The organism is Actinomadura opuntiae (genome assembly GCF_030283205.1).
Lineage (GTDB): Bacteria > Actinomycetota > Actinomycetes > Streptosporangiales > Streptosporangiaceae > Spirillospora.
In genome coordinates this window covers 450,734-463,389 of the sequence record NZ_JASNWF010000006.1, presented here as the reverse complement: position 1 = coordinate 463,389, position 12,656 = coordinate 450,734, and the positions used below count along the sequence as shown (strand labels likewise).

Below are 12,656 nucleotides of genomic sequence, written 5' to 3'. Positions count from 1 at the left end.
GCCATAAAGGACGGCGGTGACGATTGCGCGGGGAGTCCCTGGGGACGTCCCCGTCGGGAGGTGTCTTCATGACCGAGCAGGAATTCCGGGTCGAGCACGACTCCATGGGCGAGGTCCGGGTGCCGGCGTCGGCGAAGTGGCGGGCGCAGACGCAGCGGGCGGTCGAGAACTTCCCGATCTCGGGACGGGGCCTGGAGCCGGCCCACATCGCCGCCCTCGGCCAGATCAAGGCCGCCGCCGCCGCGGTCAACGCCGAGCTGGGCGTGCTCGACAAGGAATTGGCGGAGGCGATCGCCGAGGCCGCCCGCGAGGTCGCGGACGGCAGGTGGAACGACCAGTTCCCGATCGACGTGTTCCAGACGGGGTCCGGGACGTCGTCGAACATGAACGCCAACGAGGTCGTCGCGACGCTGGCGCAGGAGCGGCTCGGCAAGCCCGTCCACCCCAACGACCATGTGAACGCCTCCCAGTCGTCCAACGACGTGTTCCCGTCGTCCATCCACATCGCGGCGACCGGCGCGGTCGTGCACGAGCTGATCCCCGCGCTGCGCCACCTGCACGGCGCGCTGGCCCGCAAGGCCGGCGAGTTCGCCACCGTGGTGAAGTCGGGCCGCACGCACCTGATGGACGCGACGCCGGTCACGCTCGGGCAGGAGTTCGGCGGGTACGCCGCGCAGGTCGGGCACGGCGTGGAGCGGCTGGAGGCCGTGCTGCCGCGGCTGGCGGAGCTGCCGCTCGGCGGCACTGCGGTCGGCACCGGGATCAACACGCCGGAGGGGTTCGCCGCGCGCGTCATCGCGGAGATAGCGCGGGCCACCGGGCTGCCGCTGACCGAGGCGCGCGACCACTTCGAGGCGCAGGGCGCGCGGGACGGCCTCGTCGAGGCCAGCGGCGCGCTGCGCACGGTCGCGGTGAGCCTCAACAAGATCGCCAACGATCTGCGCTGGATGGGCTCGGGGCCGCGCGCCGGCCTGGCCGAGATCCGGCTGCCGGACCTGCAGCCCGGCTCGTCGATCATGCCGGGGAAGGTGAACCCGGTGATCCCCGAGGCGGTGACGCAGGTGGCGGCGCAGGTCATCGGGAACGACGCGGCGATCGCGTTCGGCGGCGCGGCGGGCAGCTTCGAGCTGAACGTGATGCTGCCGATGCTGGCCCGCAACGTGCTGGAGTCGATCACCCTGCTGGCGAACGCGTCCCGGCTGCTCGCCGACCGCTGCGTGGACGGCATCGAGGCCGACGTCGACCGGCTGCGCGAGTACGCCGAGTCGTCGCCGTCCATCGTGACGCCGCTGAACCGCTACATCGGCTACGAGGAGGCCGCGAAGGTCGCCAAGCAGGCCCTTGCGGAGCGCAAGACGATCCGGGAGGTCGTGATCGAGCGCGGCCATGTCGCCGATGGGAAGCTCACCGAGGAGCAGCTGGACGCGGCGCTGGACGTCCTCGGCATGACCAACGCGTCCCGCACCTGAGCGTTCAGCGCCCTCTGGAGCGCCTCCCTCGGTCCGCGCGCAACGGGGCCGGGGTTCGGCGCGCAGAGGCCGCTGTGGCGGCGCTCAGGGCGCTCGAACGGAAAAGAAAGGGGCGGACCTGGCGGTCCGCCCCTCTTTCATGCCGTCTGCTTAGTACCAGCCACTGGACTCCGAGTGGGCCCACGCGCCGCAGGGGGTGCTGTAGCGGTCCTTGATGTAGCCGAGGCCCCACTTGATCTGGGTCGTGGCGTTGTTCTGCCAGTCGGGCCCGGCGCTCGCCATCTTGGAACCGGGCAGCGCTTGCGGGATCCCGTACGCGCCCGAGGGGTTGGCCGCGTGGGTGTTCCAGTGGCTTTCCTTGTTCCACAGGTTCACCAGGCAGCCGAACTGGCCGGAGCCGCCCATCCCGTAGCTCGGCAGGAGCCGCTTGGCGATCGCCTGCGCCTCGCCCGCGGGCACCGGGTCGCCGGAGGGGGCGCCGCTCCCGCTGCCGGAGCCGGAGTCCTTGGACTTCGTCGGGGTCGGCTTGGGGATCGGGTGGCCCTTGGCGCGCAGCTTCAGTCCGTTGGCCGGGTCCTCGCGGGTCGCGCGGGAGGCGCGCTCGTAGGCCTCCTTGCGGCGCATCTGCTCCATGACCATCGGGTCGACCTTGGGCGCGGCGGCGGCGTCGGCCAGCTTCGGCTGGACGGTCTTCGCGCCGTCGTCGCCGGACCCGCCGGACATCGCGAACGCGGCGCCACCGCCGCCGACCACGACCAGCGCGCCCGCGACCACCGCGGCGATCTTCAGGCCGTTGCGGCCGCCGCCGGGCTTCGGGCCGGAGGAGCGGCGCGAGGAGCGGGAACCGCCGAGCCGGCGGGGGCCGGCGGAGCGGCGGCCGGGCTCGGAGCCGGCGCCGAAGGCGACCTCGTCGCGGTGCTCGCCCGGCGCGTCCAGGACCTCGGTGCCGAGGCCGGGGGCGCCCATGCCCAGGGAGGCCATGGCGCCGGTGCCGGTCGCGGACTCGCCCGGGACGGGCTGGAGGCCGAGGGTGTCGCCGGCGGGGACCGCGGCGGCCGCGTGCTGCGCTCCGGCGACCTTGACGTCGTCACCGGACGGGGCGGCCTGGCCGGGCACGCCGGGGAAGGGCTCGCTGGAGAAGGGCTCGCCGGGGAAGGGCTCGGCCGGCGGGAAGGGCTCGGCGTGCCGGAGGGTCTCGGCGGCGGGGGCCGCGTACGACCACGGCTCCTCGGAGGCAAAGCTCTGTCGTTCGTCTCGCCTAGGGGACCCGGGACGGTCTCCGGACAAGGCGGTCCTTCCGACGGTCGCACGCGCATGGGCACGCGGGCGAACTGTTTCCACCCCGGCCCGGCGGCCCGTCCTGACTGCGGAGGGCTCCGGGCCCCGAGCGGTCCGCGCCCGCGCGCTTTACAGGGGGATGCGCGGCGGACGGCACCGTTCTGGGGGTGCTTACGAGGAGACACAATGCCCGAGCCCGCGCCCTGCTCCGCAACCGAAACGAGACAAATGCTGCTCGTGGTGCGGTTGTCAACTCCCCGTCCGCGCCCCGGAAAACACCCGGGACCTGCGGATCCGCGGCACCGCCGAGGTTGGTGTGACCTTCATCACAACTCCACCGTACGGCGTTTAGTGATCACTATCCGTAGAGCAATCCACAGGGTTGTCCACAGCCCAACGCCCCGCCGGCTCCCGTCCACGCGGAGGGGCCGGCGGGGCGCCGGGCAGGTTTCCGTTCCGGGCCGTCAGACCCCGACGTCGCCGAGCATGTCGGTCACCAGCGCCGCGATCGGCGACCGCTCCGACCGCGTCAGCGTCACGTGCGCGAACAGCGGGTGGCCCTTCAGCTTCTCCACCACGGCCGCGACCCCGTCGTGCCGGCCGACCCGCAGGTTGTCGCGCTGCGCCACGTCGTGCGTCAGCACCACCCGCGAGCCCGCGCCGATCCGCGACAGCACGGTCAGCAGCACGCCGCGCTCCAGCGACTGCGCCTCGTCCACGATCACGAACGAGTCGTGCAGGGAGCGGCCCCGGATGTGGGTGAGCGGCAGGACCTCCAACATGTCACGGTCCACCACCTCCTCGATGACCTCCGGGGTGGTCACCGCCGACAGCGTGTCGTAGACGGCCTGCGCCCACGGCGACATCTTGTCGTTCTCCGAGCCGGGCAGGTAGCCGAGCTCCTGCCCGCCGACCGCGTACAGCGGGCGGAAGACCACGACCTTGCGGTGCCGCCGCCGCTCCATCACAGCCTCCAGGCCCGCGCACAGCGCCAGCGCCGACTTGCCCGTGCCGGCCCGGCCGCCGAGCGAGACGATCCCGACGTCCTCGTCCATCAGCAGGTCGAGGGCGATGCGCTGCTCGGCGGACCGGCCGCGCAGCCCGAACGCCTCCCGGTCGCCGCGCACCAGCTTCACCGACTTGTCGGGCAGCGTCCGGCCGAGCGCCGAGCCGCGCTCCGACAGCAGCCGCAGGCCCGTGTGGCAGGGCAGGTCCCGCGCCTCCTCCAGGTCGGCGCCGCCCGACTCGTACAGCTCCTCCAGGGCGGCGGACGGCACCTCCAGCTCGCGCATCCCGGTCCAGCCGGACTCCACGACGGCGAGCTCCGCCCGGTACTCCTCGGCGGTGAGCCCGACCGCGGACGCCTTCACCCGCATCGGCAGGTCCTTGGAGACCAGCACCACGTCGCGTCCCTCGCGGGACAGCCACGCGGCCACCGACAGGATGCGGGTGTCGTTGTCGCCGAGCCGGAAGCCGTCCGGCAGCACGCTGGCGTCGGAGTGGTTCAGCTCGACGCGCAGCGTCCCGCCCTGGTCCCCGTTCGGGCCCTGCACCGAGACGGCCTCGTCCAGCCGGCCGTGCTCCAGCCGCAGGTCGTCCAGGGTGCGCAGCGCCTGCCGGGCGAAGTAGCCGAGCTCCGGGTGGTGACGCTTGGCCTCGAGCTCGGAGATGACGACGATGGGGAGCACGACCTCGTGCTCGGCGAACCGGGTCATCGCCCCCGGGTCGGCGAGCAGGACACTGGTGTCGAGGACGTACGTGCGCCGGACCGGAACGGGCGTTCCGGCGGGGATCCCGGAGTCGGGACGGCGCGGGGAGGTTGTGGCCACTCGATCTCCCTGTTCATGGGGGATGTACCGGTGGCGCGACAGTCCGCCCCCGTACGGCCGGCGACCCCGGTGGGGGGACGGCCTGGGGCGGTGGTCCCTGCGATGGAGGCGGCAGGAGGACCGTCAGGTACCGTAGCGCCGGTGCCGCGCGGCGTAGGAACGCATCGCCCGCAGGAAGTCGACCTTGCGGAAGTCCGGCCAGTGGACCTCGCAGAAGTAGAATTCCGAGTGGGCGCTCTGCCAGAGCATGAAGCCGGACAGGCGCTGCTCCCCCGAGGTGCGGATGACCAGGTCCGGGTCCGGCTGGCCGCGCGTGTAGAGATGCTCGGCGATGTGCTCCACCTCGAGGACCTCGGCGAGTTCCTCGATGCTGGTGCCACGGCTCGCCTGCTCGACGAGCAGTGAGCGCACCGCATCAGCGATCTCACGCCTACCTCCATACCCAACGGCGACGTTCACAATCAGCCCGGGAGCGCCGGATGTCGCCTCACCCGCGTCTTTCAGGACACGGGCGGTCTTGTCGGGCAGGAGGTCGAGGGCGCCGACGGGCTTGACGTGCCAGCCCTCGTCGGCGAGGTTCCGGACGGTGTTCTCGATGATCTCCAGCAGCGGCTCGAGCTCGTTCGCGGGACGGTTCAGGTTGTCGGTGGACAGCAGCCAGAGCGTGACGTGCTCGACCCCGGCCTCGGTGCTCCACTGCAGCAGCTCGGAGATCTTGTCGGCGCCGCGCTGGTGCCCGTGGTTGACGTCGGCCAGCCCCATCGACCTGGCCCAGCGCCGGTTCCCGTCGAGGATGACGCCGACGTGGCGGGGGGTGACGTCGGTCGGCAGGGACGCCTCGACGCGGTGCTCGTACATGCGGTAGACGGCGTCGCGGACGGCCGCGTACGGCCCGCTGCGGCGGATCGCGGAGGTCAGCCGGCTCCCGGCGGAGGGGCCGCGGCGCGCACCGCCGCCCCGGGCCGCGCCGCCCTCGGCGTCGCCCTTCGCGGCCTCGTCGCGCCGTGACATCCCAGTACGCCGAACCCCCATGTGGGCATCCCTTCGAGCGATCCTCCCTGATGGGAACGGACGCTCAATTATGGCCCGACGGCGACACTTTTCCCGCCGTTCCGGTGATGTCAGGCTAGCGCGCAGGTCGGAGGGCCCGGCCCCGCCGCGCCCCCGGTGCCCCGGCGCGGTCGGCGCGGTCGGCGTCGGCGAGCACGGCGGCCAGGAACCGGGCGAGGTCGGCCGAGGTGAGCACGGCGCGCACGCCCCGCCCGCCGGCGCCCCACGCCTCGATGACGGCCCGGCGCGCGACCCGCCACCGTCCGGCGGCGGACTGCTGGCGGCCGACCCAGATGGAGGAGGTGCGCAGCGTGCAGCGCAGCTCGCCGGTGCTGATCACGTCGCCGCGGTCGCGGTAGCGGAAGGCGAACAGCTCGGGTTCGCGGGCGCCGCCGCCCGCGGGCGGGTCGGGGAAGCGGTCGTCGGGGTCGGGCCAGCGGGCGGCCTGCGGCGAGCCGTCGGCGCGGGCGGCGGCGACCCGGCGGGCGAGGTCGGCCAGGAAGTAGCCGCACCGCTCGCCCACGGCGCCGAAGGCGGCGCCGTCGCGGCGCAGCTCCAGGGTCACCTCGAACGGGGTGCCGCCGCGGTCCAGCGAGGGGACGGGCACGACGTCCAGGAACGAGCCGTCCAGGCAGCGCAGCGTCCGCACCCCCGTGCCTCCCCCCGGCGTCGCGGCGCGGCCGATCCGCGCTTTCCCCGCACATTAGGCCAGGTCGGCACCATGATCACACCCAGCGGACGTCGCGATCGCGTAATGATCGTCCGAGGGTCAGGGCTGCGGGCCGGCGGCGCGGGCGCGCTCCACGTGCTCGAGGGCGCTGCGCAGTTCGCCGAGCCACTCGTCGGTGTTCTTGCCGACGAGCCGGACGCACCAGGCGAGCGCGTCGCTGCGGCTGCGGGCGACGCCGGCCTCGACGAGGGTGTCCAGGACGCGGCGCTCGGGCTGGCGGAGCCGGGTCATGACCGGCACCGACAGGGTCGTGAACATCTCCCGGTGGCCGCCGCACTCGGCGCCCCAGGAGACCTTGCGGCCGAAGGCGTGCTCGGCCTCGCGCGCGATGGCGATGCGCTGGTCGCGGGTGTCCGCGCGGAACCGCTGGACGTGCCCGGCGAGCAGCGCGTCGCGCTCGGCGTCGGCGACGTCGCGCGCGGCCTCCGGCTCGGGCAGCCGGCCGACCACGCTGACCTCCTCGCGGTCGACGACGACCTCGGGCGCGCCCTCGAACCAGCCGTCGGGCAGCCGCCCGGCGAACCAGCCGCGCAGCCGGTCCGCCGCTTCACTCGTATTCATGTAATCAAAATTACAGCGCCACTCCTCGCATCACCAGGCCCCAGCTCGATTGACATGGACCATCTTTTGGGAGTTACTCTCATTTCATATCGACTTGTATTTGGAGGTGGCGGTCATGAGAGTGGGGCACGAACGGCGGTGGTGGGGGCTCGGCGCCCTCGCGCTGTGCATGCTGGCGCTCGGCTTCGACATGACGATCCTGAACGTGGCGCTGACCACGATCTCGGAGAAGCTGCACGCGAGCACCAGCGAGCTCCAGTGGATCGTCGACTCCTACCTGCTGGTCTTCGCCGCGCTGCTGCTCCCCGCCGGGCTGCTCGGCGACCGCCTCGGCCGCAAGCGGACGCTGCTGGCCGGGCTCGCGATCTTCGGCGCCGCCTCGCTCGGCGGCGCCCTGGCCGGCGGCACCGGCGGGGTCATCGCGGCCCGCGCCTTCATGGGCCTCGGCGCCGCGATCGTCACGCCGCTGTCGATGTCGATGCTCCCGGCGGTCTTCCCGGCGCACGAGCGCACCCGGGCCGTCGCGATCTGGTCGTCGGCGACCGCGCTCGGGCTCCCGCTCGGCCCGCTGCTCGGCGGCTGGCTGCTGGAGCACTTCTGGTGGGGCTCGATCTTCCTGCTCAACGTGCCGATCGTGGTGGTCGGCTGCGTCGCGCTCGCGTTCACCATGCCCGAGACCCGGGACCCGGCGGCGCCCCGCGCGGACGGCCCCGGCTCGCTGCTGTCGATGGGCGGCCTCGCCGCCCTGGTCTACGGGATCATCGAGGCCCCCGTGCGCGGCTGGGGCGACCCGTCCGTGGTCGCCGTGCTCGCCCTCGCGGCGGTCCTGCTGACCGCGTTCGTGCTGTGGGAGCGGCGCGCCGCCCACCCGATGATGGACGTGCGGCTGTTCCGCGACGGCCGCTTCTCCTGGGCGATGGTCGCCGCCATCGCCGCGAACCTGCTCATGGGCGGGCTGCTGTTCGTGTTCCCGCAGTACCTGCAGGCCGTCCTCGGCAACGACGCCTTCGGCACCGGGCTGCGGCTCATCCCCATGCTGCTCGGGCTGATGGCCGGCGGGCTCACCACCGACCGGATCGTCCCGCGCACCGGCCACAAGCCGGTCATCGTCACCGGGCTCGCCGTGCTCGCGGCGGGCCTCGGCTGGGGCGCGTTCACCGACGCCGGCGACTCCTACGGCTCCATAGTGCCGTGGCTGCTGCTGATCGGGCTCGGCTGCGGCCTGTCGCTCATCCCCGCGATGGACTCGCTGATGTCCGCGCTCCCCGCCGACCAGGCCGGGCGCGGGTCCGGGCTCGTCCAGACCCTCCGCCAGACCGGCGGCACCCTCGGTGTCGCGGGGCTCGGCAGCCTGCTGTCGGCCGTCTACCGCGACCGCGTCGCGACCGGAGGGCTGCCCGGCGAGGCGGCGGACGCGGCGCACGACTCGGTCGGCGGCGCCGTCGCGGTCGCCGGAAGGCTCCACGACGCCGGGCTGCTGGCCTCCGCCCGCGACGCCTACGTGCACGGGATGGACGCGGTGCTCGCCTCCTGCTCCGCCGGGGCACTGGCCGTCGCCGTCCTCCTCCTGCTCTTCCAACCGGGGCGCAAGAGTGCGGACGCCACCGCCGATGAACCAGAATCGACGCATGAGCACGTCGCACCCTGAGCACGCCCTCGACCGCCTGGAGGACCGGCTCGCCCGGCTGCCGCTCAGGGAGCGCAAGAAGCTGAGGACCCGCAGGGCGATCCAGGACCACGCCCTGCGGCTCTTCACCGAGCAGGGCTACGACGCGACCACCGTGGAGCAGATCGCCGCGGCCGCGGAGATCTCACCGAGCACGTTCTTCCGCTACTTCCCCACCAAGGAGGACGTGGTCGTCACCGACGAGTACGACCCGATCATGGCGGAGATCTTCCGCGACCAGCCGGCGGAGTCGTCGCTCATCGAGGCACTGCGCGCCACGCTCCGCGAGATCCTGCCGCAGATGTACGCCACCGACCTGGACGTCATCAGGACCCGGATGCGGCTGACCGCCGAGGTCCCGGCGCTGCGCAGCCGCACCTTCGAGTCGATGCGCGAGGGCACCTCCGCGATGCTGAGCGAGGCCGTCGGCGCCCGCGTGGGCCGCCCGCCCGCCGACCGGGAGGTGCAGGCGTTCACCTGGGCGGTCATCGGCGTGATGCAGGCCGCGCTCTACCAGTGGATGGACGGCCGCGCCACCCTCGAAGACCTCCCCGCCCTGATCGACCAGAACCTGGACTTCCTGGCCCGCGGCTGCCCGCTGTGATTCCCAGGTGGGCGACCCCCTGGGTTAGCCGGCCAGACGGGCGGCGAGTTTGGGGCTTACTCGGACGGCGCCCTTGAGGTTGCGGGTGTAGACGTTCTGGATCATGACGTCGAGGCCGGTGCGGGGCGCGACGACCATCTTGCCGTCGCCGATGTACAGGGCGATGTGCGAGATGTAGCCGGGCGCGGTCGGGTCGTTGGCCCAGATCAGCATGTCGCCGGGGACGGCCTTGCTGTAGGGGATGACCCAGCCGACGCGGGCCTGGTCGGCGGCGACGCGCGGCAGGCGGATGCCGGCCCGCGCGAACGCGAACTGCATCAGCCCGGAGCAGTCGTAGCCGCCCTCGGCCTCCGACTCGCCGCCCCACACGTACGGCCAGCCGATCCGCGTGTAGGCGGCCTTGATCACCGTCTGCACCTGGGTTGCGGTCATCACCTGGCCGTGCGAGGTCGGCGCGTTGCCGGACCCGGCCTTCGGGAAGTCGAGCTGCGGGTTCACCGCGACGGCCCTGGCGTGCTTGGGCAGCACCTTCTTCAGCTTCTTGACGAAGGCGGCCGGCTTGGTCTTCGGGACGCTGATCAGCATCGCGTTGCCGGTCGGCATGCCGAGGGCCTGCGCGGTGGCGTGCGAGACGACCGCGTCGACGTCGCTGACGCCCATCGTCGCGTACGCGCCGACGCGCAGGTTCGACTGGTGCTGCTTGCCGCCGACCGGCACCTGGCTGCCGAGCTTGACGCCGCCGTCGCTGCCCATCGTGAAGGAGATGGCGACGTCGCCGGAGGCCACGTTGCGCCACAGGGCGTCGGACTGGGCGGTCGGCTTCGGGGTGTAGTTGCGGAACGTGGACGGGTCGACGCCCATCAGGCCGACGCGCTTGCCGGCGACCATGCCCTGCACCGCGTCGACGACCTCGACGCCCTTCACGCCCTTGGCGTGGCGGATCTTCTCCACCGTCGCGGCGGGCAGCGCGGACGGCGCGGCGACCAGCACGTGCGGGGTGAGGCGCTTGCCGAGCGGGGCGACCACGCCGGGCGACAGGCTGGTGCTGCCGGACGCGGCGACGTAGCGCGCGTCCTTCTCCTGAGGGGACGGCGCGGGATCGCCGTCGTGGCCGCGGGCGATGAGCACCGCGGTATTGGCGGCGAGTGTGGTCAGGACCGAAACGCCGATGATCGTCGGTAGGATCCGGCGGTTCGGCTTCCGCACTGCCACGCTCCTTTTAGGTCGGCCTGCCCGGCTCCCATGACTATGACCCAGCGGAGCGGCAACCGTCCAGATACCCGGCGCACCGGCGGGCACCCCGGCCCGCCGTGCCCCATCGGGTCGGCCCCGTCTCCGCTACCCATTGGTAACACCAGGGCGGAACGAGAGCAAGGTCACGTTGCCACAAAATGGACGGCTAATCCAATTGCCCACGTAGTTCGCGGGTCAGCTCGGCCGGCGTCGTCACCGGCAGGCGGCAGGCGAACATCCGGCAGACGTAGGCGGCGGGCGCGCCGTCAACCGGCTCGCGGCCCTCCAGCAGCGGGACGCCCTCCGCGCCGGGCTCGCCGACGCTCACCACCGCGCCCGGCGCGGGCGACATCAGCGCGGTCTGGTGCAGCGCCCTGGTCCGCTCGTCGTCGCGCCCGCCGATGATCGCGATCTCCACCGGCCCGGCCGCGTGCGCCTCGGCGACCGCGAGCCCCCACCCGGCGAACCGGGCGTGCTCGGCCGCGAGCGGGGCGACCGGGCCGAGCGCCGCCCCGGCCGCCTGCCGGTGCCAGTCCGAGCCGGTCAGCGCCGCGAACGACAGCAGCGCGCCCGCCGCCGCGAACTGCCCGGACGGGGTCGCGTTGTCGGTCGGGTCCTGCGGGCGCCGGAACAGCCGCTCGGCGTCGTCGGCGGTGTCGTAGAAGCCGCCCGCCCCGTCCGCGAACCGTTCGAGGACGGTGTTCAGCAGCTCGCCCGCCAGCCGCATGTGCGCGGGGTCGCCGGTCACGGCGTGCAGCGCGAGCAGGCCCTCCGCCACGTCCGCGTAGTCCTCCAGGACGCCGGCGTTCGCGCCCGCGGCGCCGTCCCGCGAGGTGCGGGCGAGCCGCCCGCCGCTCTCGTGCACGTCGATGATCAGCCGCGCGACGTCCTCGGCGGCGGTGACCAGGTCGGGGCGGTCGAACAGCGCCCCGCACTCGGCCAGCGCCGCGACGGCCAGCCCGTTCCAGGCCGCGACGACCTTGTCGTCGCGCGCCGGCGGCACCCGGTGGGAGCGGGCCTCCAGCAGCAGCGTCCGGATACGCTCGTACCGCTCGGGATCGTCCGGATCGGCGAGCAGCTGCAGCACCGACGTGCCGTGCTCGAACGTGCCCGTGACCTCGAACAGCCGCTCGGCGTACGCGCCGTCGTCCTCGCCGAGCACCTCCCGCAGCTGCTCGGGCGTCCAGACGTAGTACTTGCCCTCGACGCCCTCGCTTTCGGCGTCCAGCGCCGACGCCAGGCCGCCCTCGGCGGTCCGCAGGTCGCGCAGCATCCAGTCGCACGTCTCCAGCGCGACGCGCCGCGCGAACGGCGAACCGGTCAACCGCCACCAGTGCGCGTACACCCGCGCCAGCAGCGCGTTGTCGTACAGCATCTTCTCGAAGTGCGGGACGACCCACTGCGCGTCCACCGAGTAGCGCGCGAACCCGCCGCCCAGCTGGTCGTACATCCCGCCCCGGGCCATCGCCTCCAGCGTGTGGCCCGCCATCGCGAGGGCCTCCGCGTCGCCCGTGCGCGCGTGGTGCCGCAGCAGGAACTCCAGCGCCATCGACGGCGGGAACTTCGGTGCCCCGCCGAACCCGCCGCGCGCCGCGTCGTAGGACTGCGCCAGCACCTTCACCGCGTGCGCGAGCAGCTCCTCGCCCGGCACCTCGGAACCGGCGAGCCCGCCGCCCCGCGACGTCAGCGCCGCGACGACCTGCTGCCCCTGCGCGGCCACCTCGTCGCGCTGCTCCGTCCACGCCTTGTGGACGGCCTGCAGGAGCGCCTGGAACTGGGGGCGGGGGAAGTACGTTCCGCAGTAGAAGGGGTGCCCGTCCGGCGTCATGAACACGGTCATCGGCCACCCGCCCTGACCGGTCATCGCCTGCGTGGCCTCCATGTAGACCGCGTCGATGTCGGGGCGTTCCTCCCGGTCCACCTTGACGCTCACGAACATCTCGTTCATGAGCCGCGCGGTCTCCCCGTCCTCGAAGGACTGGTGGGCCATCACATGGCACCAGTGGCAAGCGGCGTATCCGACGGAAAGGAGTACCGGGACGTCCCGCCTGCGCGCCTCGGCGAAGGCCTCGTCGCTCCACTCCCACCAGTCGACCGGGTTCGCGGCGTGCTGCAGCAGGTACGGGCTGGTCGCGTCCTTGAGCCGGTTCATGCCCCGATCCTGCCCGATCCGGCGGCCGGTTCACGGACCCGGACGGCCCCGTTTCGGCGAGTTGCCCACCGGCGGGCCGCCCCT

General features: G+C 73.1%; 10 protein-coding genes. 3 read left to right on the top strand and 7 right to left on the bottom strand.

What is annotated here, in order from left to right; translation table 11 throughout:
* Nucleotides 1-68 precede the first annotated feature (68 nt).
* A complete protein-coding gene (locus QP089_RS15880) occupies nucleotides 69-1,469 on the top strand; it encodes a class II fumarate hydratase (protein ID WP_285912359.1) in 1,401 nt (466 codons plus the stop codon).
* 150 nt (nucleotides 1,470-1,619) lie between these two features.
* Here the strand turns inward: QP089_RS15880 and QP089_RS15875 are convergent, their stop codons facing one another.
* The 5 genes from QP089_RS15875 to abmR all read right to left on the bottom strand — a co-directional run bounded on the left by QP089_RS15875 (nucleotide 1,620) and on the right by abmR (nucleotide 6,917).
* On the bottom strand, nucleotides 1,620-2,756 hold the full coding sequence (locus QP089_RS15875) for an aggregation-promoting factor C-terminal-like domain-containing protein (protein WP_285912358.1): 1,137 nt from the start codon (nucleotides 2,754-2,756) through the stop codon (nucleotides 1,620-1,622).
* Nucleotides 2,757-3,211: 455 nt separating this feature from the next.
* Nucleotides 3,212-4,540: an RNA 5'-3' helicase PhoH2 gene (phoH2, locus tag QP089_RS15870; RefSeq protein ID WP_285912403.1), complete on the bottom strand. Its 1,329-nt coding sequence runs from the start codon at nucleotides 4,538-4,540 to the stop codon at nucleotides 3,212-3,214.
* 159 nt (nucleotides 4,541-4,699) lie between these two features.
* Complete coding sequence (locus QP089_RS15865) at nucleotides 4,700-5,587, bottom strand: isoprenyl transferase (RefSeq protein ID WP_285912357.1); 888 nt, start codon at nucleotides 5,585-5,587, stop codon at nucleotides 4,700-4,702.
* Between the two features lie 115 nt (nucleotides 5,588-5,702).
* Nucleotides 5,703-6,275: a hypothetical protein gene (locus QP089_RS15860; RefSeq protein WP_285912356.1), complete on the bottom strand. Its 573-nt coding sequence runs from the start codon at nucleotides 6,273-6,275 to the stop codon at nucleotides 5,703-5,705.
* A gap of 120 nt (nucleotides 6,276-6,395) precedes the next feature.
* Complete coding sequence (gene abmR, locus QP089_RS15855) at nucleotides 6,396-6,917, bottom strand: ATP-binding transcription factor AbmR (protein ID WP_285912355.1); 522 nt, start codon at nucleotides 6,915-6,917, stop codon at nucleotides 6,396-6,398.
* Between the two features lie 115 nt (nucleotides 6,918-7,032).
* Here abmR and QP089_RS15850 point away from each other — a divergent pair, with 115 nt between their 5' ends.
* Both QP089_RS15850 and QP089_RS15845 read left to right on the top strand, forming a co-directional pair.
* Nucleotides 7,033-8,565, top strand: coding sequence for an MFS transporter (locus QP089_RS15850; RefSeq protein WP_285912354.1), 1,533 nt, complete (start codon nucleotides 7,033-7,035; stop codon nucleotides 8,563-8,565).
* On the top strand, nucleotides 8,546-9,187 hold the full coding sequence (locus QP089_RS15845; RefSeq protein ID WP_285912353.1) for an acyl-CoA-like ligand-binding transcription factor: 642 nt from the start codon (nucleotides 8,546-8,548) through the stop codon (nucleotides 9,185-9,187). Before QP089_RS15850 ends, QP089_RS15845 begins: the two co-directional genes overlap by 20 nt.
* 24 nt (nucleotides 9,188-9,211) lie before the next feature.
* Here the strand turns inward: QP089_RS15845 and QP089_RS15840 are convergent, their stop codons facing one another.
* Both QP089_RS15840 and QP089_RS15835 read right to left on the bottom strand, forming a co-directional pair.
* Complete coding sequence (locus QP089_RS15840) at nucleotides 9,212-10,393, bottom strand: C40 family peptidase (RefSeq protein ID WP_285912352.1); 1,182 nt, start codon at nucleotides 10,391-10,393, stop codon at nucleotides 9,212-9,214.
* 193 nt (nucleotides 10,394-10,586) lie between these two features.
* Nucleotides 10,587-12,572 (bottom strand): thioredoxin domain-containing protein, encoded by a 1,986-nt coding sequence (locus QP089_RS15835; RefSeq protein WP_285912351.1) that lies wholly within the window; start codon nucleotides 12,570-12,572, stop codon nucleotides 10,587-10,589.
* Nucleotides 12,573-12,656: the final 84 nt, after the last annotated feature.

Bases quoted from the DNA above. Each gene is read 5' to 3' on its own strand.
- abmR (WP_285912355.1), bottom strand. From the start codon at position 6,917: ATGAATACGAGTGAAGCGGCGGACCGGCTGCGCGGCTGGTTCGCCGGG.
- QP089_RS15835 (WP_285912351.1), bottom strand. From the start codon at position 12,572: ATGAACCGGCTCAAGGACGCGACCAGCCCGTACCTGCTGCAGCACGCC.
- QP089_RS15845 (WP_285912353.1), top strand. From the start codon at position 8,546: ATGAGCACGTCGCACCCTGAGCACGCCCTCGACCGCCTGGAGGACCGG.
- QP089_RS15865 (WP_285912357.1), bottom strand. From the start codon at position 5,587: ATGTCACGGCGCGACGAGGCCGCGAAGGGCGACGCCGAGGGCGGCGCG.
- QP089_RS15850 (WP_285912354.1), top strand. From the start codon at position 7,033: ATGAGAGTGGGGCACGAACGGCGGTGGTGGGGGCTCGGCGCCCTCGCG.
- QP089_RS15880 (WP_285912359.1), top strand. From the start codon at position 69: ATGACCGAGCAGGAATTCCGGGTCGAGCACGACTCCATGGGCGAGGTC.